The following is a 25065-nucleotide window of genomic DNA, read 5'->3' as shown; positions in this document are numbered from 1 at the left end:
GAGACGACGAAACTGGTTAAGCCGCCTGCTGCCCTTCGACCGTCGGGCCTTCGCTCATGGTCGTGGTGCGGCGCATGTCGCGGACGATGTTGAGGTCGTCGAAGCGGCGGACGCGGTGCATGGTGGTACGGTTGTCCCAGATCACGAAGTCATGCTTCGTCCAGCGGTGGACGTAGACGAACTCGGGCTGCGTCGCGTGCTCCATCAGGTCGCGGATGAAGGCCATGGCCTCGGGCCGCGGCCAGCCGACGATGGCGCCGATATGGGCCGAGAGAAGGAGTGACTTTCGGCCGGTGACCGGATGCGTGCGCACCAGCCGGTGCAGCACCGGCTTCATGCGGTGGCGCTCCTCGTCGGTGAAGTTGGTGAAGCCGAGCTGGCCGCGCGAATAGATCAGCGAGTGCTCGCAGACCAGGTTCTCGATCTCGGCCTTGGTCGCGTCGTCGAGCGCGTCGTAGGCCGCGCGCATGTCGGCGAACTCGGTGTTGCCGCCGTCGCGGGTCACGATGCGGCCGCTCAGCAGCGAGTAGCGGGCGGGCACCACGCGGAAGGTGGCGTCGGAGTGCCACAGCCGGTTGCCGAGAGCGGCCATGCGGCGGCGGTCGTCGCGCTCCAGCTTCCTGTTCTCCTTGTCGAGGTTGGAGACGTCGGCGAAGGCATTGTGCAGGCGCATGTCGGCGGCCGTCATGGCCGTGTTGGCGCCCGCCTGCAACGGACCGAAGTTGCGCGTGAAGTCGAGCTGCTGCTCGTCGGTCATGTCCTGGCCGGGCAGCACCAGCACGGCGTACTTGTCCATGCCGGCCTCGATCGCCGCGACATCGGCCGGCGTCAGCGGCCGTGTCGCGTCGATCCCGGTCATCCGCGCGGCGAACTGGGGCTGCAATGGCTGGAGAGGTTCGATCTGCATTCGCCAAGATGAACATGGCGGGCCATGTCGAGAAACGCCTTTCCTGCAGGGCGGCCGCGCGCAAACCGCCGCCCGCCCGTCGGCCGCGTGCAAGGCCGTCGGAATCTACGGGCTGTCGGCGTCGCGAGCCCGGGCCAGGAACGCCCGGTTGATCGGGCTGTGGGGCTTCAGCGCCAGCCGCTCATGGGCAATCGCCTCAGCGGCGTCGGGCATCTTGCCGCGCAGTGCGGCCTCGGTCAGCGTCCAGTCGATGACATCCCGCTGGGCGTGACTGCCGCCGAAGGCGTTGGCGATGAAGCGCACGGGATGCAGCAGCTCGACCGCGGTGCGGTAGTCGCCGTTCCAGAAGGCGCTGAAACCCTCGATCAGCGGGAGTGCCGTCGCACGTCCCCAGCCGGCGCTTTCGCTCACGGCTCGGTTGTTCTCACGATAGGCCTTCGCCAGTCGCGCCACGTCCTCCTGCCGGTCGGCGCCGAGATAGGACATGACGGCGTGCCAGTCGTTGAAGGGATAGGTGTTCCCGTCGGCGTGCGCATCCCATGCGGCTGCCAGTTCGATCCAGCGATGGCCCACGTCATGGCCCGCCAGGTGCAGTCTCCACAGCAGCGCGCTGGCATCGACCATGTCGAGCGCCACAGCGCTCTTGTCCTTTCGGATCGGGCCGTCATAGAGCGCCAGCACCTGGTCTGTCTGAGCGAGGTCGAGATGATACAATGCACGGTGCCACCAGTTGTGGACCTTGAAGAAGCAGGCGTCACCCGCCCAGTAGGGCTCGCGCGCGCTCATCCAGCCAATTCCGTCCTGCGCCCGACCCTGCATCTCCATCACGTGAGCCACCGCGTGGTGGGCCCAGCAATCGAGAGGCTGAAGGTCGAGCGCGTGCCGGCCGGTCTCCTCCGCGCGGAGATAGTCGCCGGTCTCCTCCAGACCGAAGGCGAGCATGCCGAGCAGGATGGAGTAGCCCGGCATGTCGGTGGACCAGGAGGGCAGCGCGCGCGCGATGCGGTCGCGCAGGTTGCGCGCGTTGGCCCGGAAAAAGTCCATCTGGTGGCCGACCTGCAGCGCGATCAGGTCGTGCGGGAAACGCATGCTCAGCCGGTCGAGGGTCAAGGCCGCAAGGGTCCAATTGCCCGCCACCATGTGCTCGAGGGCCGCAAGGTGCCCCGCCTCGCGCTCATCAAGGGAGAGGTTCCTGATTTCGCCGATCGCGGCCCGCGCCTGGCCCACGGCGTCCGGCTCGGTCGCAAGTCCGAGCAGATGGGCTTGCAGCAGGTGCGCCATCGCGAAGAGCGGTGCAGCCTCAATTGCCTGCGCGAGCAGGGTCAACGGGTCGCCGTGATAGACGTTGAACGCCTCGACCGCCTTCTCGTAAAGCGCGGCCGCCTCGGCCGTCGCGCCTGAAAGCGCGTGTCCTTGCCGATCCTTGGTCATGGTGTCCTCCGCGGAACGGCGCTGCTTGCTGTTTCGGCCGCTAACGCAGGGCGGCCGCGATGTTACCACCGTCCACGGTCGTGACAGCGCCCGTCGTCTTGGCCGCCTTGGCCAGCGAAACGAAAGCCTGTGCGACATCGTCGGCCGTCACTTCGAGGCCGAGCAGGTTGCCGCCCATATAGTCGGCCTCGCTGAGGCCGCGCGCCTTCGACCGCTGGGCGATCATCTCGTCCGTCAGGAGACCGGTGCGGATGCGGTCGGCGTTCACGGCGTTGGCGCGGATGCCGTCGGCGCCATGGTCGAGTGCGTACTGGCGCATCAGGAACAGGGTCGCGGCCTTGGGCAAACCATAGGGGCCGAAGTCCGGGCCGGGATTCACCGCCTGCTTGGAGGTGTTGAACAGCAGGCAGCCGCCAAGCCCCTGGGTGCGCATGATGCGGACCGCGTTCTGGGCCACGCTCTGGTGCGCCCAGAAATTGAGTTCGAAGCTCTGGCGCAGCACCGCTTCATCGACATCGCCGATGCGGCCCTGCCAGGCAGCGCCCGCGTTGGAAACCACGATGTCGACGCCGCCGAAGGTTGCCGCGACCTTGTCGAAGGCGGCTCGCACCGATTTGGGATCGGTGACGTCGCAGGCGACGCCGAAGCCCTTCACCTTGGAGACGTCGCGATCGAGCACCGCAACCTCGGCGCCTTCGCGGGCGAAGGCGGCCGCCGTCGCGGCCCCGATGCCCGACGCGCCGCCGGTCACGACCACGATGCGCCGCGCCAGCGGCTTCTCGGCCGCGGCGCTGAGCTTGGCCTGTTCGAGCGACCAGTATTCGATATCGAAGATGTCGGGCTCGGGGATGCACTCGTAGGTGCCGAGCCGCTCGGCATCGGCGATCACCGCCACCGTCGTCTCCGCGAGATCGGCCGCGATCTTGGCGTCCTTCGACGTGTTGCCGATGCCGAACAGGCCGACGCCCGGCACAAGTGCCACGCGCGGGATCGGGTCGAGTTCCTTCTTCGCCGTGATCTGCTTGCCGTTGTAGCGCGTGAAGTAGGCGTGATAGTCGGCCGCGAATTTCTCGAGCGCAGCCTTCGTCTCGCTCTTGAACGTATCGAGCTTGCCGGCTTCCGGCGCGGGCGCGACGAAGGCCACGTTCTTGGTGCGGATCGCATGGTCGGGAGTCACCGGACCCTGCTGGCTGTAGCGCGCGATCTCCTTGCCGTTCACATAGGCCAGGATCTCGGGCGAGCTGCGGAACTCGAAGACGAACCGTTGGGCGGCTTCGCGGCCGCCGGCCTTGGCGGGCAGCGAGAACAGGCCGCGCAGGATCGGCGCGATCTCGGCGGCCGTCGCCGGCGTTGCGGGCAGGGTGGCGCCCGGGAAGATCTTGCGCGTGGCCTTGGCCAGGCGCTGCTCGGCCATCGTCACGAGATCGATCATGCGGACATAGGCTTCCTCCGCCGTCGCGCCCATCGAGAAGATGCCGTGCTTCAGCAGGATCAGCCCTTCGACGTCGGGATTGGCGCGCGCGATCTCGGCCGTCTTCTTGGCCAGCGCAAAGCCCGGCATGACGTAGGGCACCAGCGCCGCGCGCTGGCCGTAGAGATCGGCCGCCAGCTCGGCGCCGTCGGGCTGGTCGGTCAGCGCCAGCACTGCGTTGGAATGCGTATGGTCGATGAACTTGTGCGGCAGGAAAGCGTGCAGCAGCGTCTCGACCGACGGGTTGGGCGCCTTGCTGTCGAGCAGGTTGGCGCGCTGGACGTTCACCATGTCCTCGTCGCTCAGCGCCTGCAGCCCCTCCAGTTCGCGCAGCGGCGCGAGGCGGACGGCGGGCAGGCCGGGCGCTTCGATCGTGCCCATGTCCCAGCCGCTGCCCTTGACGCAGAGCACGTCGAGCGCCTGGCCGGTGACGTCGGCCATGCGCGTCTTCACCGAGGTGTTGCCGCCGCCGTGCAGCACCAGCTTCGGCTCGCCGCCCAGCAGGCGCGTGGTGTAGACCCGCAGGGCCAGGTCCTCGCCGATGCCCTTGGCGGCATGGCTGGCGATGGCTTGCTGGGCGTCGTCGTCGGACCAGAGGTTCTTCATGGCGCTGCCTATTCTCCCGGCTCGATCCCGGCGTCCTTGGCGATCTTCACCCAGGTCGCGATCTCCTGCTCCTGGTAGGGCTTGAACTGCGCAGGTGTGCGCGGCTCGACCGTGAAGCCCAGCTTGTCGATCTTCTCGATCACCTCGGGCTTCTGCAGGCTCTTCACGATCTCGCCCGAGAGGCGGTCGAGCGCGGGTTGCGGCGTTGCCGCCGGCGCGAAGAAGGCGGCCCACGACGAGGCGTTGGCGCCGGTCACGCCCTGCTCCTCGAGCGTCGGGACATCGGGGAGCTGCGGATTGCGCTTGGCGCTGCCGATCGCGATGGCGCGGATGGTGCCCGCCTTGATCTGCGCCAGCACGCTGGGCAGCGTCGAGTTGGAAATGTCGATGCGGCCACCGACCAGGTCCTGCACCAGCGGCGGCGCGCCGCGATAGGGGACCTGGGTCATCTTGATGCCGGTGCGGGCCATGAACAGCTCGGTCGAGAGGTGCGAGCCCGAGCCGATGCCGGTCGAGCCGTAGTTCAGCTCGCCCGGCTTGGCCTTGGCGAGCGCGATCAGCTCCTGGATGTTCTTCACCGGCAGGTCGTTGCGCACGACGAAGACATGCTCGAAGGCGCCGGCGCCGGCCAGCGGCGCGAAGTCCTTCACCGCGTCGTAGCCCGGGTCCTTCAGCATGAACATGTTGTTGCCATGCGTCTGGTTGTTGCCGAACGTGATCGTCTGTCCGTCCGGCTTGGCCTTGGCGATGGCGCGCGTGCCGATGGCCCCGGCGCCGCCCGAGACGTTCTCGACCACGACCTGCTGGCCGAGCGGGCCCGAAATGTCGGCGGCGACGATGCGGGCGATCACGTCGGTCGGGCCGCCGGCCGGATAGGCCACGACCATCTTGATCGGACCGCTCGGTTGCCAGGCCAATTGTGCGTTCTGGGCGAAGGCCGGCCCAGAGAAAACAGACTGGGCGAAGGGCGCGGCGAGCAGGCCGGCGCTGAACAGACGACGCTTGATCATAAATCTGCTTCCTAGGCGTGTGAAATGACGATCTTGCCGAAATGCTTCTGGCTCTTGAGATGCCGGTAGGCGGCCTGGGCTTCGGCGAACGGAAACACCTTGTCGATGACGGGCTTCAGGCCGTTCGCCTCGATGGCGCGGTTCATCGCCTCGAACATCTGCGTGCTGCCGACATAGAGGCCCTGGACCTTGAGGTTGCGGCGCAGGATGGGCATGGGATCGAGCGTCGCCATGCCAGACAGCAGTCCGATCACCGCGATCGAGCCGCCCAGCCGGGTCGCCAGGAAGGAGCGCGGCAGCGTGCCGGCGCCGCCAACCTCGACCGTGATGTCGGCACCGCGGCCGCCGGTCAGCTTCAGCGTTTCCTGGTCCCAGTCCGGCACCGTCTTGTAGTCGATCACCGCCTCGGCCCCCATCTGCTTCAGCCGTTCGGCCTTGGCGGCGGAGCTTGAGGTGCCGATGACGCGGGCGCCGAACATGCGGGCGAACTGCAGCGCGAAGATCGAGACGCCGCCGGTGCCCTGGATCTGCACCACGTCGCCCGCCTTGATATGGCCGATCTCGACCAGCGCGTTCCACGCCGTGACGGCGGCGCAGGGAAGGGTGGCGCCTTCCTCGTAGCTGAGATGCGCCGGCAGCTTCACGACGCCTTCTTCTTCCAGCACCGCGAGTTCGGTCAGCATGCCATCGATCGCGCCGCCCATGGCGGAGGGCATGGCGCTCTCGCTGATGGCGCCGCCGAACCAGCGCTGCATGAAGCAGCCCGCGACCCGGTCGCCGACCTTGACCCGGCTGACGCCCGGCCCCACCGCGACGACCTCGCCCGCGCCGTCCGACAGCGGGATCAGGTCGGGCTTGGGCGCCGAGCGCGCATACTGCGCCTCGATGGTCAGCAGATCGCGGTAGTTGAGCGAGGTCGCCATGACCCGCACCAGCACCTGCCGCGGCCCCGGCGTCGGATCCGGCCGCTCGGCCAGGGTGAGCGAGTCGATGCCCTTGGGGGCGGGGATGACGTAGCACTTCATGGGGTGGCTCCTGTAAGCGCAGGCGCTTGAATGGCGCACAGTATGACGTCCCGCACGATGGTGGCGGTGCAGGCGGGGTGCGCCGTCGTCACTTGGCGTCGCCCTTCAGTTCGATGATGGTCTTGGCCATGACCGCCTCCTGGTCCCAGGGGAACAGGATCCAGGTGTCCTGGCTGACTTCGGTCACGTAGCTGTCGACGATAGGCCGGCCGGCGGGCTTTGCATAGACCGTGGCGAAATGCGCCTCGGGCAGCATGGCGCGCACGGCGCGGGCGGTGACGCCGGTGTCAACCAGGTCGTCGACGATCAGCCAGCCGGCCCCCTTTTCCTGCTCGGCGGACGTGCCTTTCAACAGCTCGACCTTGGCGCCGCGCTCCATCCGGTCGTAGGTCGAGCAGCAGACCGTGTCGATCAGCCGGAGGTTCAGTTCACGTGCGACGATTGCCGCCGGCACGAGGCCGCCGCGGGTGATCGCGACCAGGCCCTTGAACGGTCCGAGGTCGGCCAGCCGCCAGGCGAGCGCCCGGGCGTCGCGATGCAGTTCCGTCCACGAGACGGGGAACATCCTGTTGTAGCCCGCGCTTCCCGCCATGCGATTTCGTCCCTGGACCCTGTCCGGTTTGGCTTGCCCCTTCGTGAGGGCTGCACTAACACCTTCGGCCGAAGCATAGAAGCATATGCCACAGGGAAATTCGGCAGGGGACCGCTGCATATGGGATTTGAGCTGACGCCCGCTTTCTGGAGCGGCCTGACCCAGATCATTCTGGTGAACATCATCCTGTCGGGCGACAACGCGCTCGTCATCGCGCTGGCCTGCCGGAACCTGCAGAAGAAGCACCAGCGGCCGGCCATCATCATCGGCAGCGGCGGCGCCATCCTGCTGCGAATCCTGTTCGTCCTGATCGTCGACTATCTCTTGTCGATCCCGTTCCTGAAGCTCTGCGGCGGCCTCCTGCTGCTGTGGATCGGCGTCAAGCTGGTGCAGGGCGAGGAAGAGAACGAGGACGGGGTGAAGGCCGCCAGCTCGCTAGGCTCGGCGATCCGCACCATCATCATCGCCGACGCGGTGATGAGCCTCGACAACGCCATCGCGATCGCCGCCGCCGCCAAGGGCGACACCACGCTGATGGTGCTGGGTCTCATCATTTCCATTCCGCTGATCGTGTTCGGCGCTACGCTGATCATGGCGCTGCTCAACCGCTTCCCGGTCATCGTCATCGCCGGCGGCGCGCTGCTGGGCTGGATCGCGGGCGAAGTGCTGGCCACCGACCCGGGCTATGCCGCCAAGCTCACCGCCATCACGCCGCATGCCAAGACGATCCTGGAAATCGGCTGTGCGGTGCTGGTCGTGGCCGTGGGCTACTTCCTCCAGCACCGGGCGAAGCAGAAGCACAAGGAGCACGATCCGGTGGATCTGGCGACCGACAAGGGCAAGGAGTAGCGACCATGCACAAGATCAATGCCATCCTCGTCGCGGTCGACGGTTCGGAGACCTCCGATCGTGCCGTCCAGCATGCACTCGACATGGTCGCCACCGGCTGCGCGGCCGAGCTGCATCTGCTGAACGTGCAGCCGAGCGTCGGCGGCGCCGTCTCGAGTTTCGTGTCGCGCGAGCAGATCGATTCCTATCACCGCGAAGAGGGCGAAAAGGCCCTCGCCTCGGCAGTGGCGATGGCCCAGAAGGCCTCGGTGACGGCCAAGACGCATGTCGGCGTCGGTCGCCAGGGCGAGATCGTCGCCGACTTCGTGCGGAAGCTCGGCGCGGGCCTGGTCGTGATGGGCACGCGCGGCCATACCGGCCTCACCGGCGTGCTGCTGGGCTCGGTGGCCCAGGACGTGATCGCCCACTCGAAGGTGCCGGTCACCCTCGTCAAGTAGCCATTTCGGCCGCGACGGCGTAGAACGCGGGCCCTGCAGGAGGACCGCGTTTGGCCGAGGAGATGTGGCGACACGAGGCACTGGCGCCCTATGCGACGCTGCCGTGGCAGAGCAAGGGGCGGTATCATCGCGAGGCCGAGTCGCCGAGCCGGAGCCCGTTCCAGCGCGACCGCGACCGCATCATCCATTCGACGGCGTTCCGGCGGCTGAAGCACAAGACCCAGGTCTTCGTGTTCCACGAGGGCGACCACTACCGCACCCGTCTCACGCATTCTCTGGAGGTCGCGCAGATCACGCGCACGATCTGCCGCGTGCTGCGCCTCGACGAGGATCTCGGGGAGGCGGTGGCGCTGGCCCACGATCTCGGCCACACGCCGTTCGGCCATGCCGGCGAGGAGGCGCTGCACGGCGTCATGAGCCCCTATGCCGGCTTCGACCACAATGCCCAGACGCTGCGCATCCTCACCAAGCTCGAGGACCGCTACGCCGAGTTCAACGGGCTGAACCTGACCTGGGAGACGCTCGAGGGCGCGGTCAAGCACAACGGCCCGCTGCTGACGCCCGGCCGGGCGCTGGGCGAATTGCCGGCCGCCATCGTCGACTATTGCAAGGACCACGACCTCGAACTGGACGGCCATGCCGGACCGGAGGCGCAGGTGGCGGCGCTGAGCGACGACATCGCCTACAACAACCACGACATCGACGACGGGCTGCGCGCCGGCCTGTTCGAGGTCGCGGACCTGCTCGACCTGCCGCTGGTCGGCGAGATGTTCTCGCTGGTGAGCAGCAAGTATCCCGGCATCGACCAGACCCGCCTGATCCACGAGGCGGTGCGCCGCGTGATCAACGCCATGGTCGAGGATGTGGTGGCCGAGACGCGCCGCCGGCTGGCCGAAGCCGCGCCGAAGTCGGTGGCCGAAATTCGTGCGCTCGGCCGGCCCGTCGTGGCTTTTTCCGAGGCGATGGCGGCGACCGAGAAGACCGTGAAGCGCTTCCTCTACACGCGCATGTACGAGCACTGGAAGCTCAACCGCTCGCATTCCAAAGCCCGCCGCGTCGTGGTCGACCTGTTCAACCTGCTTTTCGCCGAGCCCAACTGCCTGCCCTCGCCGTGGCGCGAGAAGGCCGAGCAGGCGGGGACCCACGCCCGCGCCCGCGTCGTCGCCGACTACATCGCCGGCATGACCGACCGCTTCGCCCTCGACGAGCACCGGCGCCTGTTCGACCTGTATTCCTGACCCTCAATGGAGCGCGCCACTCCGGTGGCGCTCGTGCTCATGAGGCGCCACCGGAGTGGCGCGCTCCAAGGGGCCAGGCCTACGTCCGGATGACAAAAGGCGCGGATTCGGCAATACCCGGCGCATGAATCCCTACCGTCATTTCATCGGCGAGATCGTCGCGGCCCTCCAGTCCATGCAGGCCGCGGGGGAATTGCCCGAAAAGCTCGATTTTTCCGCCATCACCGCCGAGCCGCCGCGCGATCCGGCGCATGGCGACATCGCGACCAACGCCGCGATGGTCCTGTCGAAGGCGGCGGGCAAGAAGCCTCGCGACATCGCCGAGCCGCTGCTGGCGCGCCTCAAGGCCAATCCCGACGTGGTCGACGGCGCGGTGGCGGGGCCTGGCTTCCTCAACCTCAAGATCGCCGACGGGTTCTGGCGCGCGCGTCTCGGCGACTGCCTGAAGGCCGGCATCGCCTATGGCGATTCGACGATGGGCAAGGGCGCCAGGGTGAACGTCGAGTATGTCTCGGCCAATCCGACCGGCCCGCTGCACGTCGCGCATGCGCGCGGCGCCATCGTGGGCGACGCGCTGTCCAACCTGCTGCACAAGGCGGGCTTCGACGTCACCAAGGAATACTACATCAACGACGCGGGCGCCCAGGTCGACAAACTCGGCCAGTCGACCTATCTGCGCTACCGCGAGTCGCTCGGCGAGAAGATCGAGTCGATTCCCGAGGGCCTCTATCCCGGCGAGTATCTGAAGGACGTGGGCGCCGCGATCGCAAAGCGCGATGGCGCGCGCTGGATCGGCAAGCCCGAGGCCGACTGGCTGCCCGAGATGCGCGCCTTCGCCATCGCCACGCTGATGGCCGAGATCAAGGCCGACCTCGAGACGCTGGGCGTCCATATCGACGTCTTTTCGTCGGAGCGCGCCCTGGTCGAGAGCGGCGCGGTCGATCGCGCCTTCGAGGAGCTGACGAAGCAGGGGCTGATCTACCAGGGGCGGCTGGAGCCGCCGAAGGGTCAGCTTCCCGACGACTGGGAAGACCGCGAGCAGACCTTGTTCCGCGCCACCCAGTTCGGCGACGAAGTCGACCGGCCGCTCAAGAAGTCGGACGGAAGCTGGACCTACTTCGCCAACGACATCGCCTATCACCACGACAAGTACCGCCGCGGCTACGCCGACATGATCGACGTGTGGGGCGCCGACCATGGCGGCTACGTCAAGCGCATGAAGGCGGCGGTCAGCGCCATCACCGGCAAGCAGGGCGAGCTCGACGTGAAGCTCTGCCAGCTGGTGCGGGTGATGCGCAACGGCGAGCTGGTGCGCATGTCCAAGCGCGCCGGCACCTTCGTGACCCTGCGCGACCTGCTGGACGAGGTCGGCCCCGACGTCGTGCGCTTCACCATGCTGACGCGCAAGAACGACGCGCCGTTCGACTTCGATCTGGTGAAGGCCACCGAACAGTCACGCGACAACCCGGTCTGGTATGTCCAGTATGGCCATGCGCGGACCCGCTCCGTGATGCGCCAGGCGATGGCCGCGGGCATCGCGATCGACGGTCTCGACAGTGCGCCGCTCGACCGGCTGTCCGATGCCGGCGAGCTCGCGCTGATCCGCATGATCGCCCAGTGGCCGCGCCAGGTCGAAGCGGCGGCGGTGGCCCACGAGCCGCACCGCGTCGCCTTCTATCTCTATGACCTGGCGGCCGCCTTCCACTCCCACTGGAACCGGGGACGGGAGGAGCCGGGCCTGCGCTTCGTGATCGAAGGCGACTCCGATCTCACGCGGGCGCGTCTGGCATTGGTACAGGGAATCGGATTTGTGATAGGATCAGGTTTAAAGGTCTTCGGCGTCACACCCGTCGATGAAATGAGATAACGAATGCATGTTCGCCGGTCCCCCTCCGGCGACGGACCAACGATCTACCGGCCCAACGAGTCGGTAGCTGTGCGGCTCGATCCTCCGCCTCGGCCCGTCGCGCATGAACCCGATTCCATTCCCCCGCCTCCCCGGGACTCGCTGCTCATGCGGGTCAACCGTCGACGCGGCCAGATCCTCACGGTGATGGTGTCCATCGCCGCGGTCGCGAGCTTCGGATCGGTGGTCTGGTGGGCGCACAACCAGGACGTCAAGGCGGGCGGTCGCGGGCTGGAACCGCTGGTCGTGCAGGCGCCGACGACGCCATCCCGCGTCAAGCCGGAGAATGCCGGCGGCCTCGTGCCGCCCAACCAGGACAAGGAAGTCTTCAACCGCATCTCGCCCGGCGCCGTGCCGACGCAACCCGAGAAGCTGTTGCCGGTCGCGGTGACGCCCAAGCTCCCGCCCACCGGCCTGCCCCTGCCGGCGGCGCCGAAGGAAGTCGAGGCGGCCAAGACGCCGACCCCGCTGCAAACGGCCTCGACCGCCGCAGCGCCGGCCGTCCCCGAACCGAAGGTGCCTGCCAATCCGCCGAACATGCAGCCGGCGACCAATACGCCGACCACCACCGAGAGCGGTCCCAGCATCGCCAGCCTGATCGAGAACATGTCCGGCCCGACCGGCGGCTGGCGAATCCAGGTCGCTTCGGTGAAGAACGAGGACGTCGCCAAGTCGACCTGGGCGCGCCTGCAGAGCGCCCACGGCGAGCAGCTGGCGAGCCTGCGCATGCAGGCGGTCCGCGTCGATCTCGGCGAGCGCGGCGTCTGGTACCGTGTGCAGGCCGGCCCGCTCGACGAGAAGCAGGCCCATTCCGTCTGCGCCTCGCTGAAGGCCCGCAAGACCGACTGCGTCTCGGTCCCGCCCGCGCGGTGAGGTCTCTTCGATGAGCCGGCCGCGCGCGCTGATCCTGGGCTGCGCCGGGACCGAGCTGTCGGCGGAGGAGCGCGCCTTCTTCCGCGACGCCGATCCGCTGGGCTTCATCCTGTTCGCCCGCAACATCGACACCGTGGAGAGCACCCGTCGCCTGGTCGACGACCTGCGCTCCTGCGTGGCGCGCGGCGAGGCGCCGGTGCTGATCGACCAGGAGGGCGGCCGGGTCGCCCGGCTGCGTCCGCCTCAGTGGCGCAAGGCGCCGCCCGCCCGGCTGCTGGGCGACCTCTACGCCCGCGATCCCGATGCCGGGCTCGAGGCGACCAGGCTCAATTCCCGGCTGCTGGCAGCGGACGTGGCCTCGGTCGGCTGCGACGTCGATTGCCTGCCCGTGCTCGACATCGCCTATCCCGAGACCCATGCCGTGATCGGCGACCGCGCCTATGGCGACCGGCCCGAGCCGGTCGCGGCGCTGGGCCGGGCCGCCGCCGAGGGGCTGATGGCCGAGGGCGTGATGCCGGTCATCAAGCACATTCCGGGACATGGCCGGGCCACGGTCGACAGCCACGAGGCGCTGCCGACGGTGACGGCCTCGCGCGCCGAGCTGGAGCGTACCGACTTCGTGCCCTTCAAGCTGCTGTCCGACCTGCCCTGGGCCATGACCGGGCATCTCCTGTTCGAGGCGATCGACCCGAAGGACTGCATCACGGTTTCGGCAGGCGCCGTGCAGGACGTGATCCGGACCCACATCGGCTTCGACGGGCTGCTTCTCTCCGACGACCTCTCGATGCAGGCGCTGGGCGGGTCGCTGGGCGACCGCGCGGCGCGGGCGCTGGCCGCCGGCTGCGATATCGCCCTCCATTGCAACGGTCGGATGGCCGAAATGGTCGAAATCGCGGGCCGTGCCGGCCCGATGACGGGGCTCGCCCATCGACGCTTCCAGGACGGGCGCAATTTCCTTGCCCGTCATCGCGACCCCGCCGGTGCCCGCGGGCTCGCCGAGGCGGCCTGCCGAGTCGCCGAACTCCTGCCGGAATGGGGATAAGGCAGGGCCAAATCATGTGGCGGTAGGCGCTTCCGCTGACTAAACCGGGACAGCATGACCGAACCCGCCAGCCCGCCCCCCGAGGAGGCGCCCGTCGCCGATGGCGCCGCTGCGCCGGCTGACGCGACTCCGGCCCCGGGCGCCGCGGCCGACGCCTTCGCCGCGACCGGACCCGACGTCATCGCGCCGGGCGAGGGCGAGCTGATCGTCAATCTCGAAGGCTTCGAAGGTCCGCTCGACCTGCTGCTGAGCCTGGCCCGCGACCAGAAGGTCGACCTGCGCAAGATCTCGATGGTGGCGCTGGTCGATCAGTACCTGGTCCATATCCACCAGGCGCGCCGCATGCGACTGGAGCTGGCGGCCGACTATCTCGTGATGGCGGCGTGGCTGGCCTACCTGAAGTCGCGCCTGTTGTTGCCGGAGCCGCCTGCCGGCGAGGAGCCGTCGGGCCAGGAAATGGCCGACGCGCTGCAGTGGCAGCTGCGCCGCCTCGAGGCGATGCAGGAGGCCGGCGCGCGCCTGATGGCACGCCCCCAGCTCGGCCGGGACATTTTCTCGCGCGGCCAGCCCGAGGGCATCGTCGTCGTGCGCCGCGCGGTGTGGGACGTGAAGCTCTACGACCTGTTGAGCGCCTACGGCTCGCAGGTCAGGCCGAAGGACGCCGACACCTACCAAATCAAGCCGATGGAGTTCTTCTCGGTCGAGGAGGCGGCGGAGCGTCTCGGCCGCATGCTGGGCATCGCCATCGACTGGCAGTCGCTCGAAGCCTTCCTGCCGGCCGGCCTGACCGATCCCGCGCGCCGCCGCTCGGCGATCGCCGCGACCTTCGTTGCCGGCCTCCAGCTTGCCAAGGACGGCCAGATCGAGCTGCGCCAGACCGAGCGCTTCGGCCCCATCCATTTGCGTAAACGCACCGACCAGCAGTGACGGTCCCCGACATGTCAGACATCGAAAACGTCCCCCCCGAGATCGAGGACCCCGACACGCCCGCGCTCGTGCCCGAACAGGCCGCCGCCAAGGACGAGGCTGGCAAGGACGACGACAAGAAAGAGGAAGAGGCCGTCGAGGACGATGCGCCGGACCAGTCCGATGACGATGATGATTCGGACGAAGACGACGAGGATGAGTCCGGCGACGACGAGTCGGACGATTCTGGTGACGATTCGGATGATGACGATGGGTCCGATGACGACGACGATTCGGATGACGACGACGATGATGACGAGTCCGATGACGACGAATCGGACGACGAGGACGAGGACGACGACGAGGAAGAAGACGGCGACGAGGACGGGGCGGGGGACGACGAAGAGGACTCCGACGGGCAAGAGAGCGGCGAGGATGGCGGCGATGCCGGGAAGCCGGCAGATGCCGCTTCGCTAGAGGAAACTGCGGCGTCCGACGCGCCGGTCGAGGGTGTGCCGGTCGAGACCGTGGCGGTTGAGGCGGTCGAGGCCGTTGCGGTCGCCGCCCTGTCCGCGGCGGCTGAAGATGCCCCGGCCGGCGAAGTGACCGATGTCGTGTCGCCCGATCATGCCCAGCATCTGCGGCTGCTCGAGGCCCTGATCTTCGCCGGCACCCAGGCGCTGGGCGAGAAGGAGCTGGTGGACCGGCTGCCCAACGATGCGGACGTGAAGCGCCTGCTGGCCGATCTCGCCGAACTGTATGCCGGTCGCGGCGTGAACCTGGTGCAGGTGGCGGGCGGGTTTGCCTTCCGCACGGCGCCCGATCTCTCCGAGAAGCTCAAGATCGAGAAGCCGGTGACGCGCAAACTGTCGCGGGCCTCGGTCGAGACGCTGGCCATCATCGCCTACCACCAGCCGGTGACGCGCGCCGAGATCGAGCAGGTCCGCGGCGTCGGTCTCAGCAAGGGCACGCTCGACCTGCTGTTCGAGCAGAACTGGATCAAGCCGATGGGCCGCCGTCGCGCGCCCGGCAAGCCCGTGACCTGGGGCACGACGGATTTTTTCCTCGAGCATTTCGGCCTGCCGAGCCTGGACGATCTGCCTGGCCATGAGGAATTGAAGGCCGCCGGCCTCTTGGATGCCCGCTCGCAGCCCCCCATATTCAGACCGGATGAACCCGATCTGCCGCTCGAACCGACGGAAGATGAGGCCGACGAGCCCCTCGCCGTCGAGGAAGGCCCCGCGGAGACCGGGCGCTGACGCCCCGGAACCACCTTATTCGATAGGTTGCCGGGGCTTCGGAACGGGTGCCATAATCGGCGCACGTAATTCGACACGCCGATTGCAATCGATCTTGGGAGCATTGTGAAATGGGAAGCTTCAGCATCTGGCACTGGCTGATCGTGCTGGCCGTCGTGCTGCTGCTGTTCGGCGGTCGCGGCAAGGTCTCGCAGCTCATGGGCGACTTCGGCAAGGGCCTCTCGGCCTTCAAGAAGGGCGTCGGGGGCTCGCAGGAAGAGACACCGCCGCAGGCTCAGCCGGGTACGCAGCCGGGCGACAGCGCCAAGCCGATCTCGGCTCAGGCGACGACCACGCCGCCGAACGGAACGGTCCACCACCAGGATAGCGCCGCCAAGGTCTAAAAGCGGCGTCGTGAGGGCCTGAACGGCCATGTTCGGTATCGATAGTCCCGAGTTACTGGTCATTGCGGTCGTGGCGCTCGTCGTCATCGGCCCCAAGGAACTGCCCGGCCTGCTGCGCAGCTGGGGCAAGTGGATGGCCCAGATGCGCGGCATGGCCTCGGAATTCCGGGGACATGTCGACGAGATGGTGCGCCAGGCCGACCTCGACGACGTGAAGCGACAGCTCACGGCCACCCCCGGCCTCGACCTGCAGGCGCTCGACCCGACGCGCGAGATCAAGAGCGCGTTGCAGGAAGGCATGGCCGAGGGCGAGAAGGCGATGGCCGAGGCCAAGGCGCAGTTCGACAATAACTTGGTCGACAATCCTCTGGCCGAGCCCGAGTCGGCACCGCAGGTCGCGGCCGAGTCCCAGCCGGCGCTCGAGAGCCCCTCGGCGACGCCCCTCGCGGCCTCCGACGCGACACCGGCGATCGAGCCGGCTGCCGCCGAGACGGCCATATCCGAAGCCCCGGCGCCGGTCGTTTCGACCGAGGACAAGCCGGCCAAGGCCGTCGCGGCCGGCTGAGCGCCAACTTGCGCTTTGAATTGCGCGCCAAAGGGCGGCATAACGCGGCTCCCAAACCGCGACGTACATTGTGACCCAGGCGCACGACGGACCCGAAGACGACAAGCCGATGCCGCTGCTCGATCACCTGATCGAGCTGCGCAAGCGGCTGATCTATGCGCTGATCTGCTTCTTCGCCGTCTTCTTCGTCACGTTCTATTTCGCCAAGCCGATCTTCTCGTTCCTGATCCAGCCGGCGCTGGCCGACGGCTACAAGGTCATCGTCCTCGACATCTTCGAGTTCTTCTTCGTCACGGTGAAGCTGTCGGCCTTCGTGGCGCTGATCGTGGGCTTCCCGCTGATCGCGGTGCAGATCTGGCTGTTCGTCGCGCCCGGACTCTATCGTCACGAGAAGCGGGCGTTCATCCCGTTCCTCGTCGCCACGCCGTTCATGTTCTATGCCGGCTGCGCGCTGATGTACTATGTCGTGCTGCCGTACGTGATCAACTTCATGCTGACGCAGTACGCGCCGCCCGACATCGAGAAGACGCTCCGGTCGTCGGACTATCTCGAACGCATCCTGCAGCTCGTCTTCGCCTTCGGCTTCGCCTTCGAGGTCCCGGTCCTGCTGACCCTGCTGATCCAGGTCGGCATCGCCACCACCGAGGGGCTGAAGTCCAAGCGCCGCTATGCCGTCGTCGTGGCCTTCGTGATCGCCGCCGTGCTGGCGCCGCCCGACGTGGTGAGCCAGATCGCGCTCGCGGTGCCGCTGATGGCCTTCTACGAGATCAGCATCCTGATCGGCGGCGTGATCGAGCGGAAGCGTGCGGCCGAAGAGAAGGCCACCGAAGAGGCCGAGAAGAAGGCCGAGGAAGCCGCAAAGGCCGACCAGGCGACCGGTAGCTAGCCATGCACGACATACGATTCATCCGGGAGACCCCCGAGGCGTTCGACGCCGGCCTGAAGAAGCGCGGCCTGGCGCCGCTGTCGGCCGAGATCCTGGAGATCGACCGGCGCCGCCGCGCGGCGATCTCCGACAGCGAAGCCATCCAGGCCAAGCGCAAGGCGCTCAGCCAGCAGATCGGCATGGCCAAGCGCAAGGGCGAGAACGCCGACGCGCTGATGGCCGAGGTCGCCGCCCTCGAGGAGAGCCTGAGGGCCGGCGAGCGCGAGGCGAGCCGCCTCGACGAGGAACTGCGCCTGCGCCTCGAGGTGGTGCCGAACCTGCCGTTCGACGACGTGCCCGAGGGGGCCGACGAGACCGGCAACGTCGAGATCCGCCGTGTCGGCAACCAGCGCAACTTCAGCTTCGCGCCGAAGGATCACGTGGCGCTGGGCGAGGCGACCGGCGAAATGGATTTCGCCGCCGCCGTGAAGATCTCCGGCTCGCGCTTCGTGTTCCTGAAGGCGCATCTGGCGCGGCTGGAACGGGCGCTCGCGCAGTTCATGCTCGACCTGCACACGGTCGAGGGCGGCTACACCGAGGTCAATCCGCCGCTGCTCGTGAAGGACACCGCCGTCTACGGCGTCGGCCAGCTGCCGAAGTTCGCCGAGGACATGTTCCATACCGACAACGGGTTCTGGCTGATCCCCACCGCCGAGGTCTCGCTCACCAACCTGGTGAACGACATGGTGCTGGACGAGAAGGAGCTGCCGCTGCGCTTCACGGCGTTCACGCCGTGCTTCCGTTCCGAGGCCGGGTCGGCCGGCAAGGACACGCGCGGCATCATCCGCCAGCACCAGTTCCCCAAGGTCGAGCTGGTCAGCATCACCACGCCCGAGCAGGCGGCCGCCGAGCACGAGCGCATGACGGGCTGCGCCGAGGAGGTGCTGAAGCGCCTCGGCCTCGCCTATCGCACCGTGGTGCTGTGCGGCGGCGACATGGGCTTCGGCTCGCGCAAGACCTATGATATCGAGGTCTGGCTGCCCGGCCAGAACGCCTATCGCGAGATTTCGAGCTGCTCGAACATGGGCGACTTCCAGGCCCGCCGCATGAATGCGCGTTACCGTCCGAAGGAAGGCAAGGGCACGCGCTTCCTGTGCACGCTGAACGGCTCGGCGCTGGCGGTCGGCCGCACCCTGGTCGCCGTGCTGGAGAACTACCAGAACGAGGACGGTTCGGTGACGGTGCCCGAGGCGCTGCGCTCCTACATGGGCGGGCTCGAACTCATTCCCGCGCCCCCTGCGGCGTCTGCGCCGGCCCGGAAATGAAGGTTCCCAACCTCGCCAAGGCACGCATTCTCGTCACCAACGACGACGGCATCCATGCGCCGGGTCTCGAGGCGCTGGTCGAGATCGCCACCCAGCTGTCGAGCGACGTCTGGATCGTGGCGCCCGAGGTCAACCAGAGCGGCGCCGGCCATTCGCTGTCGCTGTCGCGGCCGATCCGCGCGCGCGAGGTCAGCGATGGCAAGGTCGCGGTCGACGGCACGCCGACCGACTGCGTGCTGTTCGCCGTCAAGCACCTGATGAAGGACCGCAAGCCCGACCTCGTCCTGTCGGGCGTCAACCGCGGCACCAACATCGCCGACGACGTGACCTATTCCGGCACCATCGCGGGCGCCATGGAAGGCTGCCTGCTGGGCATTCCGTCGATCGCCTTCAGCCAGGCCTACACCCACGACCATCCGGTGAAGTGGGGCACCGCGACGGCCCACGGTGCCGCCGTGGCGCGCCGCGTGCTGGCGCTCGACTGGCCGCGCAACGTGCTGGTCAACGTCAATTTCCCCGATGTCGTGGCGGGTTCGGTGAAGGGCGTGCGGGTCACGCACACCGGCACGCGCGGCTTCGGTGGCCACATCGTCGAGCGCAAGGATCCGCGCGGCGGCACCTACTACTGGATCGGCTACGCCCCGCAGGAGAGCGAGATCGACGAGGCGAGCGACATCGCCGCCGTCCGCTCGGGCCACATCTCGGTGACCCCGCTGCACCTCGACCTGACGCACGAGAGCATGCGCCGGAAGCTCGTGGCGGAGTTCGAGGCGGCGCCCGTCGAACTCGACTGAGGGGGCTGCGTGAACGTCCCCGCCATGCAGCGCCTGATCGCCGAGCTGCGCAACTCGGGCATCACCGACGAGAACGTGCTGGCCGCGATCGCCTCGGTCGACCGCGAGCGCTTCGTGACCCAGACCTTCGCCGAACGCGCCTGGGAGAACACGGCACTGCCCATCGCCTTCGGCCAGACAATCAGCCAGCCGCTGGTGGTCGCCGCCATGACCGAGGCGCTGCGGGTCGGGCCGCGCATGAAGGTGCTGGAGATCGGTACCGGCTCCGGTTACCAGGCCGCCGTGCTGGCGCGGCTGGCGCGCCGCGTCTACTCGGTGGAACGCTTCAAGCCGCTCTCCAAGGCCGCCGAGCGCCTGCTGCTCGACCTCGGCATCTACAACGTCGTGGTCGACATCAACGACGGCAGCAAGGGCTGGCCCGGCCAGGCGCCGTTCGACCGCATCATCGTCACCGCCGCCGCCGAGGAGCGCCCGCAGGCGCTGATCGACCAGCTCGCCGTCGGCGGCATCCTGATCGTGCCGGTGGGCCGCGATCCCACCTCCCAGGTCGTCGAGCGCATCGTGAAGAACGAGAGCGGCCTGCAACGCGACACGCTGATGCCAGTGCGGTTCGTGCCTCTGGTTGCAGGCCCGCTGCCGGTCCTCGGTCAGGGCTGAGCGCGCGCGGACGCTCCGCTTTGGCGGAGCCCGCTGATGCGCTACACTTTGGGCATGAAGAACGCCCCTCGCTTCCCCTCGCGATGGGCCGGCCACGTGCATACGCTCGGTACAATGGCGGTGCTGTCGGTCGCGCTCGGCGCTTGCAATACCGTCATGGGTGCCCGTGAAGGCACCATGGAATATCCCGGGTCCGCCGCCGGCCCCAATGCCGTTCCCGTCTATGTCGTGAAGGACAAGGACACGGTCGACGGCCTGTCGCGCCGCTATGGCGTGCCGTCGCAGACCATCATCGACCGCAACAATCTCAAGCCGCCGTACACGATCAAGCCCGGCCAGTCGCTCGCCATGCCCGGCGCCCGTTTCGTGCAGGACAGCTACGGCGAGCCCGCCAGCCAGCAGACCGCCGCCGCCAATCCCAACGCGCCGTCCTCGGTGAAGCGCGAAGGGCTGGCGCCGCCGCCGGGCGCGCAGGGCCAGGGCGAGGCGCCGCGCTCCGCCGCGCCCGCGGGCGAGCCCACGCCGCTCAGCAAGGCCTCGCAGTCCGTCACCGTGCCGGCCACGCCGCCGGCGCGGATGATCTGGCCGGTCAACGGCAAGGTCGTCTCGAGCTACGGCACGTCGGGCGGCCAGAAGAACGACGGCATCGACATCGCCGCCGCCAAGGGCACGCCCGTGAAGGCCGCCGAGGGCGGCAAGGTCGTCTATGCCGGCGGCGAAGTTGCCCGCATGGGCAACCTGCTGCTGATCGAGCATTCCGGCGGCTACATCACCGCCTACGGCAACAACGAAGAGCTGCTGGTGAAGAAGGGCGACACGGTCAAGAAGGGCCAGACCATCGCCAAGGTCGGCAATTCCGGCGGCACCGCCAATCCGCAGCTCCACTTCGAGGTCCGCCGCTCGGGCAAGACCATCGACCCGACGACGGTGCTCGGCGCGCAGTGACGGGCGTCGTTCGCCGTCCCGTGCGCAACCCCCTCACCTAACCTCTCCCCCCTAACGGGGGCGAGGAACATGACTTTGAAACTCCTCTCCCCCGATAGGGGGAGAGGCTGGGTGAGGGGGTTACTCGAAGACCTCGGCCTAAACGATCTTCCCGATCATCTTGTACTCGCCCTTGCGGTCCTCGATTTCGAGGACCCAGAGGTCGGGATCGCGGGCGACCTGGCGGGCGATGTAGGCGTCGGCTTCGGGCTCTGTGACGGGCGAGGGGCCGGTACCGCGGCTCCAGGCCGGCTCGTCGCCCAGCGTGCTGGTCTGCGTGAACACGGTCACGCCCGCCTCGAAGCGGTTGATCTTCAGCAGCACCGTTCCGACGTCGGGATCGCCGCGCCGCACGACGGCGGCCGGAATGAACGCGCGGTCGCACAGACGTATTTGCGCGCTGACCCAGAGTCCGGTGGTGAGCCCCATTACCATGCGGCCTTCATGGCGGGCGCCGACCGGCCCGTCAAACGCGGGCTTCGCCCTTGCCCCAATACGGGCTTCGCCCTTGCCCCAACCCGGGCTTCGCCCTTGCCGAGGCGGACAGGTTCGGCCAATACAGCGCGCTCCATGGCCGATCCTCCTCTCCTTGCTCTCAGCGGCATCCGCTTCCATCTCGGCGACCAGTCCATCCTGGCCGGCGTCGATCTGGGAATCGGTCCGGGCGAGCGCCTGTCGCTGGTCGGCCGCAACGGCGCGGGCAAGTCGACCCTGCTGCGCATCCTGGCGGGCGCGCCGATCGCCGATTCCGGCGAGCGCTTCGCCCAGCCCGGCGCCACCGTCGCCACCCTGCCGCAGGAGCCGGACTTCACCGGCCACGCCACGGTCGGCGATTACGTCGCCTCGGCGCTCACCGATTCGCTGGGGCCGGACGATTATCGCGTCGCCGCCATCCTCGAGGACATGAAGCTCGACAGCGGGCGCGATCCCACCACCCTGTCGGGCGGCGAGGCACGGCGCGCGGCGCTGGCGCGCGTGCTGATCGGCGAGCCCGACGTCATGCTGCTCGACGAGCCGACCAACCATCTCGACCTGCCGACCATCGAGTGGCTGGAGGAGAAGCTCTCGAAGTGGCGCGGCGCCTATGTGCTGGTGAGCCACGACCGGCGCTTCCTCACCAACCTGACGCGCGCCGTGCTTTGGCTCGATCGCGGCATCGTGCGCCGCCTCGACAAGGGCTATGGCGAGTTTGAGGCCTGGTCGAACGACATCATCGAGCGCGAGGCGACCGAGCGGCACAAGCTCGACCGGCTGATCGAGCGCGAGACCGAGTGGGCCGGCAAGTCGATCCGCGCCCGCCGCACGCGCAACGAGGGCCGCCTGCGCGCGCTTGCAGCGCTCCGCCAGCAGCGCAGCCAGCAGATCGGCCCCGTCGGCCGGGCCAGCATCGAGGCCGGCAGCGCCGAGGCCTCGGGTGCGCTGGTCGTGACCGCGCGCAACATCACCAAGCGCTGGGGCGACAAGGTCATCGTCGAGGATTTCTCGACCCGCATCTTCCGCAAGAACCGCATCGGGCTCATCGGGCCGAACGGCGCCGGCAAGACGACCCTGCTCAAGATGCTGATGGGCGAGCTCGAGCCCGATAGCGGCACGGTGAAGCTGGGCTCGAACCTGATGCCGGTGGTGATTGACCAGCGCCGCATCGGCCTCGACCCCGACAAGACGCCTTGGGAGACTCTGGCCGACCGCAACGACCATGTGCTGGTGCGCGGTCATCTCACGCATGTGATGACCTATCTGCGGGAATACCTGTTCCGCGACGAGCAGGCGCGTCAGCCGGTGCGCACCCTGTCGGGCGGCGAGCGCAACCGCCTGTTGCTGGCGAAGGCGCTGGCCGCGCCGTCGAACATGATCGTGCTCGACGAGCCGACCAACGATCTCGACGCCGACACGCTCGACCTGCTGCAGGAGGCGCTCGACGATTACGACGGCACCGTCCTGCTGGTGAGCCACGACCGCGATTTCCTCGACCGGCTCGTCACCTCGACCATCGTGCTCGAAGGCGACGGCACGGCGACCGAATATGCCGGCGGCTACAGCGACTACGTGAACCAGCGCGGGCCGCGCGTGGAGCCAACGGGCGTCACGCCGTCACGCGCGAAGGACAAGCCGGCCGCGCCAAAGGCGGCAGGGCAGGGCAAGGCCCGCCTCGGCTACAAGCGCGAACGCGCCCTGGTCGAACTGCCGAAGAAGATCGAGGCGCTGCAGGCCGAGATCGCCACGCTACAAAAGGCGCTGGCCGATCCCGACCTCTACCGCCGCGATCCCAAGTCCTTCCAGTCCAAGACCACCCGCATCGGCACCGCCCAGGCCGAGATCGAAGCCGCCGAGACGGAATGGCTGGAACTCGAGATGCTGCGCGAGGAATTGAATTCGTGAATCGTGTTCCTCTCCCCCGATAGGGGGAGAGGTTAGGTGAGGGGGTTAAACGGGGTGCGTCGCCCCCTCACCCAGCCTCTCCCCCTATCGGGGGAGAGGAGTCTGAGTTCTACTTTTTCTTCCGCTCGTAATGCGCCGCGATCATCAGCGCGGTCGCGACGGTCACCTTCTTGCCCGTGGGAATGTGCAGGAACTCATTCGGCCCATGCGCATTCGAATGCGGGCCCAGCACGCCGGTGATCACGAACTGCGTCTTGGGGAACTTGTCGCCCAGCATGCCCATGAACGGGATCGTGCCGCCTTCGCCCATGTAGGCGACCGGTTGGCCGAACGCTTCCTGCGAGGCGTCGTTCACCGCTGTCTCCAGCCACGGTGCCAGCGGCGGCGCGTGCCAGCCGCTCTGGCCACCTTCGCCGGCATCGAACTCGACGGTGGCGCCATAGGGCGGATCGGACTCCAGCGCCTTCTTCATGGCCTTCACGGCCTCTTTGGCGTCGAGCGTCGGCGGCGTGCGCACGCTGATCTTGGCCTCGGTGTAGGGCAGCAGCACGTTGCCGGCATCGACCGGCTCGGGATAGCCCGCCATGCCGACCGTCGCGAGCTGCGGCCGCCAGGTGCGGTTCAGCACCATCTGGCCGAGATCCTCGACCATCGGCCTGGTCGTGCCGGCGAAGGGGAACTTGCGATAGACCTCCTCGCCCAGCACGCGCGCGGCTTCCGAGGCCTGGGCGATGCGCTGCGGCGGGATCTGCACGAACAGCTCCGGCAGCTTCATCTCGCCGGTCGCCTCGTCCTCGAGTCGCGTCAGCAGCGCGCGCGTGATGCGGAAGGAGGAGGGCACGATCCCCGACGCGTCGCCCGAATGCACGCCCTCGTTCAGCACGGTCACCTTCAGCGTGCCGGCCGCGATGCCGCGCAGCGACGTGGTGAGCCACATCCGGTCCCAGTCGCCGCAGCCCGAATCGAGGCAGACCACCAGCGACGGATCGCCGATCCGGTCGAGCAGGTGGTCGACATAGAAGGGCAGGTCGTAACTGCCGGATTCCTCGCAACCCTCGATCATGATGACGCAGCGGGCGCGCGGGATGCCCTGCTCCTTTAGAGCCAGGAGCGCCGCGAAGCAGGCATAGATCGCGTAGCCGTCGTCGGCGCCGCCGCGGCCATAGAGCTTGTCGTCCTTGCGCACCGGGATCCACGGCCCCATGCCCTCGGCCCAGCCCTTCATCTCGGGCTGCTTGTCGAGATGGCCGTAGAGCAGGACGGTGTCGCCGTTGTCGTCCCCCGGGATCTCGATGAAGATCAGCGGCGTGCGGCCCGGCAGCCGCACCACCTCCATCGTCGCGCCCGCGAAGGCCGCCACATGCGGCCGTGCCCAGTCGGTCATCAGCGTGACCGCCTGCTCCATGTAGCCGTTCTCCTCCCACTTCGGGTCGAAGGACGGCGATTTGTTGGGGATGCGGATGTACTCGGTGAGGGACGGCAGGATCTGGTCGTCCCAGAAGCTGCCGATGAAAGTCTTGAGCTGGTCGGGGTTCATGGGCGGAGTGTAGCGCCGGAAGTC

24 protein-coding genes are annotated in these 25065 nt (G+C 68.0%); 16 read left to right on the top strand and 8 right to left on the bottom strand.

All coding sequences use genetic code 11. The features are described 5' to 3' along the window. Positions 1 to 16 precede the first annotated feature (16 nt). The 6 genes from ACP15H_RS16765 to gpt all read right to left on the bottom strand — a co-directional run bounded on the left by ACP15H_RS16765 (position 17) and on the right by gpt (position 7042). Positions 17 to 907 carry a TauD/TfdA dioxygenase family protein gene (locus ACP15H_RS16765; protein WP_425067319.1) on the bottom strand — a complete coding sequence of 297 codons (891 nt, stop codon included), beginning with the start codon at positions 905 to 907 and terminating at the stop codon, positions 17 to 19. Between the two features lie 105 nt (positions 908 to 1012). Next, a complete protein-coding gene (locus tag ACP15H_RS16760; RefSeq protein WP_425067318.1) occupies positions 1013 to 2338 on the bottom strand; it encodes a tetratricopeptide repeat protein in 1326 nt (441 codons plus the stop codon). A gap of 40 nt (positions 2339 to 2378) precedes the next feature. Continuing rightward, on the bottom strand, positions 2379 to 4415 hold the full coding sequence (locus ACP15H_RS16755; protein WP_425067317.1) for a bifunctional aldolase/short-chain dehydrogenase: 2037 nt from the start codon (positions 4413 to 4415) through the stop codon (positions 2379 to 2381). An 8-nt stretch (positions 4416 to 4423) separates the two neighbouring features. Continuing rightward, complete coding sequence (locus ACP15H_RS16750; protein ID WP_425067316.1) at positions 4424 to 5425, bottom strand: Bug family tripartite tricarboxylate transporter substrate binding protein; 1002 nt, start codon at positions 5423 to 5425, stop codon at positions 4424 to 4426. A gap of 11 nt (positions 5426 to 5436) precedes the next feature. Next, positions 5437 to 6450: a zinc-dependent alcohol dehydrogenase family protein gene (locus tag ACP15H_RS16745; protein WP_425067315.1), complete on the bottom strand. Its 1014-nt coding sequence runs from the start codon at positions 6448 to 6450 to the stop codon at positions 5437 to 5439. Between the two features lie 88 nt (positions 6451 to 6538). Next, the gene (gene gpt, locus ACP15H_RS16740; protein ID WP_425067314.1) at positions 6539 to 7042 is read right to left on the bottom strand and encodes a xanthine phosphoribosyltransferase; all 504 of its coding nucleotides are present in this window, start codon (positions 7040 to 7042) and stop codon (positions 6539 to 6541) included. A gap of 120 nt (positions 7043 to 7162) precedes the next feature. Between gpt and ACP15H_RS16735 the strand changes: the two genes are divergently transcribed. The 15 genes from ACP15H_RS16735 to ACP15H_RS16665 all read left to right on the top strand — a co-directional run bounded on the left by ACP15H_RS16735 (position 7163) and on the right by ACP15H_RS16665 (position 21086). Further along, positions 7163 to 7891 (top strand): TerC family protein, encoded by a 729-nt coding sequence (locus ACP15H_RS16735; RefSeq protein ID WP_425067313.1) that lies wholly within the window; start codon positions 7163 to 7165, stop codon positions 7889 to 7891. A 5-nt stretch (positions 7892 to 7896) separates the two neighbouring features. Beyond that, on the top strand, positions 7897 to 8328 hold the full coding sequence (locus tag ACP15H_RS16730; protein WP_425067312.1) for a universal stress protein: 432 nt from the start codon (positions 7897 to 7899) through the stop codon (positions 8326 to 8328). Positions 8329 to 8390: 62 nt separating this feature from the next. After that, entirely contained in the window at positions 8391 to 9566 is a 1176-nt protein-coding gene (locus tag ACP15H_RS16725; protein WP_425069916.1) for a deoxyguanosinetriphosphate triphosphohydrolase, read from the top strand. Positions 9567 to 9690: 124 nt separating this feature from the next. Continuing rightward, a complete protein-coding gene (gene argS / locus ACP15H_RS16720; RefSeq protein WP_425067311.1) occupies positions 9691 to 11433 on the top strand; it encodes an arginine--tRNA ligase in 1743 nt (580 codons plus the stop codon). Positions 11434 to 11580: 147 nt separating this feature from the next. Next, positions 11581 to 12345, top strand: a complete 765-nt coding sequence (locus ACP15H_RS16715) for an SPOR domain-containing protein (protein ID WP_425067310.1) — start codon at positions 11581 to 11583, stop codon at positions 12343 to 12345. 10 nt (positions 12346 to 12355) lie between these two features. After that, on the top strand, positions 12356 to 13387 hold the full coding sequence (gene nagZ / locus ACP15H_RS16710) for a beta-N-acetylhexosaminidase (RefSeq protein ID WP_425067309.1): 1032 nt from the start codon (positions 12356 to 12358) through the stop codon (positions 13385 to 13387). A 54-nt stretch (positions 13388 to 13441) separates the two neighbouring features. After that, positions 13442 to 14314, top strand: a complete 873-nt coding sequence (locus ACP15H_RS16705) for a segregation and condensation protein A (protein ID WP_425067308.1) — start codon at positions 13442 to 13444, stop codon at positions 14312 to 14314. A gap of 545 nt (positions 14315 to 14859) precedes the next feature. Beyond that, entirely contained in the window at positions 14860 to 15552 is a 693-nt protein-coding gene (gene scpB / locus ACP15H_RS16700) for an SMC-Scp complex subunit ScpB (RefSeq protein WP_425069915.1), read from the top strand. Between the two features lie 110 nt (positions 15553 to 15662). Then, positions 15663 to 15935 carry a twin-arginine translocase TatA/TatE family subunit gene (locus tag ACP15H_RS16695; RefSeq protein ID WP_425067307.1) on the top strand — a complete coding sequence of 91 codons (273 nt, stop codon included), beginning with the start codon at positions 15663 to 15665 and terminating at the stop codon, positions 15933 to 15935. Positions 15936 to 15963: 28 nt separating this feature from the next. Further along, entirely contained in the window at positions 15964 to 16500 is a 537-nt protein-coding gene (gene tatB / locus ACP15H_RS16690; RefSeq protein WP_425067306.1) for a Sec-independent protein translocase protein TatB, read from the top strand. Between the two features lie 70 nt (positions 16501 to 16570). Continuing rightward, positions 16571 to 17386 (top strand): twin-arginine translocase subunit TatC, encoded by an 816-nt coding sequence (gene tatC / locus ACP15H_RS16685; RefSeq protein ID WP_425067305.1) that lies wholly within the window; start codon positions 16571 to 16573, stop codon positions 17384 to 17386. Positions 17387 to 17388: 2 nt separating this feature from the next. Continuing rightward, a complete protein-coding gene (gene serS, locus ACP15H_RS16680) occupies positions 17389 to 18690 on the top strand; it encodes a serine--tRNA ligase (RefSeq protein ID WP_425067304.1) in 1302 nt (433 codons plus the stop codon). Beyond that, a complete protein-coding gene (surE, locus tag ACP15H_RS16675) occupies positions 18687 to 19484 on the top strand; it encodes a 5'/3'-nucleotidase SurE (protein ID WP_425067303.1) in 798 nt (265 codons plus the stop codon). The genes serS and surE overlap by 4 nt, the downstream gene beginning before the upstream one ends. 24 nt (positions 19485 to 19508) lie before the next feature. Continuing rightward, positions 19509 to 20141, top strand: coding sequence for a protein-L-isoaspartate(D-aspartate) O-methyltransferase (locus ACP15H_RS16670; protein WP_425069914.1), 633 nt, complete (start codon positions 19509 to 19511; stop codon positions 20139 to 20141). Between the two features lie 36 nt (positions 20142 to 20177). Further along, entirely contained in the window at positions 20178 to 21086 is a 909-nt protein-coding gene (locus ACP15H_RS16665; RefSeq protein WP_425067302.1) for a peptidoglycan DD-metalloendopeptidase family protein, read from the top strand. Between the two features lie 138 nt (positions 21087 to 21224). Here the strand turns inward: ACP15H_RS16665 and ACP15H_RS16660 are convergent, their stop codons facing one another. After that, a complete protein-coding gene (locus ACP15H_RS16660; protein ID WP_425067301.1) occupies positions 21225 to 21560 on the bottom strand; it encodes a DUF1491 family protein in 336 nt (111 codons plus the stop codon). A 135-nt stretch (positions 21561 to 21695) separates the two neighbouring features. On the opposite strand from ACP15H_RS16660, the gene ACP15H_RS16655 reads away from it, so the two are divergent. Next, positions 21696 to 23504, top strand: coding sequence for an ABC-F family ATP-binding cassette domain-containing protein (locus tag ACP15H_RS16655; RefSeq protein WP_425067300.1), 1809 nt, complete (start codon positions 21696 to 21698; stop codon positions 23502 to 23504). A gap of 109 nt (positions 23505 to 23613) precedes the next feature. On the opposite strand, the gene ACP15H_RS16650 is transcribed toward ACP15H_RS16655, so the two are convergent. Further along, a complete protein-coding gene (locus ACP15H_RS16650; protein ID WP_425067299.1) occupies positions 23614 to 25041 on the bottom strand; it encodes a M20 family metallopeptidase in 1428 nt (475 codons plus the stop codon). Positions 25042 to 25065: the final 24 nt, after the last annotated feature.

Origin of the sequence: Reyranella sp. (assembly GCF_965249915.1) — a bacterium.
Lineage (GTDB): Bacteria > Pseudomonadota > Alphaproteobacteria > Reyranellales > Reyranellaceae > Reyranella.
The sequence above is the reverse complement of the archived record's forward strand: the minus strand, read 5'-3'. Positions and strand labels throughout refer to the sequence as shown.

Coding starts and splice junctions, on each gene's coding strand:
- ACP15H_RS16765 (WP_425067319.1), bottom strand. CDS start 907: ATGCAGATCGAACCTCTCCAGCCATTGCAGCCCCAGTTCGCCGCGCGG.
- ACP15H_RS16760 (WP_425067318.1), bottom strand. CDS start 2,338: ATGACCAAGGATCGGCAAGGACACGCGCTTTCAGGCGCGACGGCCGAG.
- ACP15H_RS16755 (WP_425067317.1), bottom strand. CDS start 4,415: ATGAAGAACCTCTGGTCCGACGACGACGCCCAGCAAGCCATCGCCAGC.
- ACP15H_RS16750 (WP_425067316.1), bottom strand. CDS start 5,425: ATGATCAAGCGTCGTCTGTTCAGCGCCGGCCTGCTCGCCGCGCCCTTC.
- ACP15H_RS16745 (WP_425067315.1), bottom strand. CDS start 6,450: ATGAAGTGCTACGTCATCCCCGCCCCCAAGGGCATCGACTCGCTCACC.
- gpt (WP_425067314.1), bottom strand. CDS start 7,042: ATGGCGGGAAGCGCGGGCTACAACAGGATGTTCCCCGTCTCGTGGACG.
- ACP15H_RS16735 (WP_425067313.1), top strand. CDS start 7,163: ATGGGATTTGAGCTGACGCCCGCTTTCTGGAGCGGCCTGACCCAGATC.
- ACP15H_RS16730 (WP_425067312.1), top strand. CDS start 7,897: ATGCACAAGATCAATGCCATCCTCGTCGCGGTCGACGGTTCGGAGACC.
- ACP15H_RS16725 (WP_425069916.1), top strand. CDS start 8,391: ATGTGGCGACACGAGGCACTGGCGCCCTATGCGACGCTGCCGTGGCAG.
- argS (WP_425067311.1), top strand. CDS start 9,691: ATGAATCCCTACCGTCATTTCATCGGCGAGATCGTCGCGGCCCTCCAG.
- ACP15H_RS16715 (WP_425067310.1), top strand. CDS start 11,581: ATGCGGGTCAACCGTCGACGCGGCCAGATCCTCACGGTGATGGTGTCC.
- nagZ (WP_425067309.1), top strand. CDS start 12,356: ATGAGCCGGCCGCGCGCGCTGATCCTGGGCTGCGCCGGGACCGAGCTG.
- ACP15H_RS16705 (WP_425067308.1), top strand. CDS start 13,442: ATGACCGAACCCGCCAGCCCGCCCCCCGAGGAGGCGCCCGTCGCCGAT.
- ACP15H_RS16695 (WP_425067307.1), top strand. CDS start 15,663: ATGGGAAGCTTCAGCATCTGGCACTGGCTGATCGTGCTGGCCGTCGTG.
- tatB (WP_425067306.1), top strand. CDS start 15,964: ATGTTCGGTATCGATAGTCCCGAGTTACTGGTCATTGCGGTCGTGGCG.
- serS (WP_425067304.1), top strand. CDS start 17,389: ATGCACGACATACGATTCATCCGGGAGACCCCCGAGGCGTTCGACGCC.
- surE (WP_425067303.1), top strand. CDS start 18,687: ATGAAGGTTCCCAACCTCGCCAAGGCACGCATTCTCGTCACCAACGAC.
- ACP15H_RS16670 (WP_425069914.1), top strand. CDS start 19,509: ATGCAGCGCCTGATCGCCGAGCTGCGCAACTCGGGCATCACCGACGAG.
- ACP15H_RS16665 (WP_425067302.1), top strand. CDS start 20,178: ATGCGCTACACTTTGGGCATGAAGAACGCCCCTCGCTTCCCCTCGCGA.
- ACP15H_RS16660 (WP_425067301.1), bottom strand. CDS start 21,560: ATGGTAATGGGGCTCACCACCGGACTCTGGGTCAGCGCGCAAATACGT.
- ACP15H_RS16655 (WP_425067300.1), top strand. CDS start 21,696: ATGGCCGATCCTCCTCTCCTTGCTCTCAGCGGCATCCGCTTCCATCTC.
- ACP15H_RS16650 (WP_425067299.1), bottom strand. CDS start 25,041: ATGAACCCCGACCAGCTCAAGACTTTCATCGGCAGCTTCTGGGACGAC.